Source organism: Psychrobacter sp. NZS113 (assembly GCF_015864825.1).
In the GTDB taxonomy this organism is placed as follows: Bacteria; Pseudomonadota; Gammaproteobacteria; order Pseudomonadales; family Moraxellaceae; genus Psychrobacter.
Genome location: NZ_JADYWL010000026.1, coordinates 1 through 619, shown reverse-complemented (window position 1 = coordinate 619; position 619 = coordinate 1). Strand labels below are relative to the sequence as shown.

General features: G+C 39.9%; 1 protein-coding gene. It reads right to left on the bottom strand.

The genetic code is table 11. From position 1 onward, the window contains the following. On the bottom strand, positions 1 to 619 hold a 619-nt coding region (locus I6E61_RS13985; protein ID WP_197135302.1), incomplete at both ends, for a DEAD/DEAH box helicase.

Sequence of the window (619 nt, the reverse complement as noted above, 5' to 3'; positions counted from 1 at the left end):
TTAGCACCGTGCTTTGTACGGCTAAACACTAATACTTGTTGCCAATCGTTAGTGCGAATTAAGTGGCTTAGCAATGCTGTTTTACGTGTTTTATCTACCGCGTAAACGCACTGAGTAACACTTTTTGCAGTGGTATTTTTTGCTGCAACTGAAATTTCAACTGGGTCATTAATTAACCCTTTTGCTAATGCTCGAATTTCATCTGAAAATGTAGCCGAAAACATCAAGTTTTGACGTTTAGCAGGCATTTTAGCAATTAAGCGTTTAATGTCGTGAATAAAGCCCATGTCTAACATGCGGTCAGCTTCATCGAGTACAAGCACTTCAACGCTATCAAATTTAACTGCATTTTGATTATGTAAGTCGATTAAACGACCCGGCGTTGCTACTAAAATATCAACACCTTTACGAAGACGCTGCATTTGTGGGTTAATTTTAACGCCACCGTAAACTACAAATGAGCTCACATCAGAATGCTTAGCGTACTCTTCAACGTTTTCGCTTACTTGCAAAGCAAGGTCACGTGTAGGCGTTAAAATAAGTGCACGTACGTGGTTACTTTTAGCTTTAGGGCCTGACGACAAACGCTCAATAAGTGGTAATGTAAAACCCGCTGTTT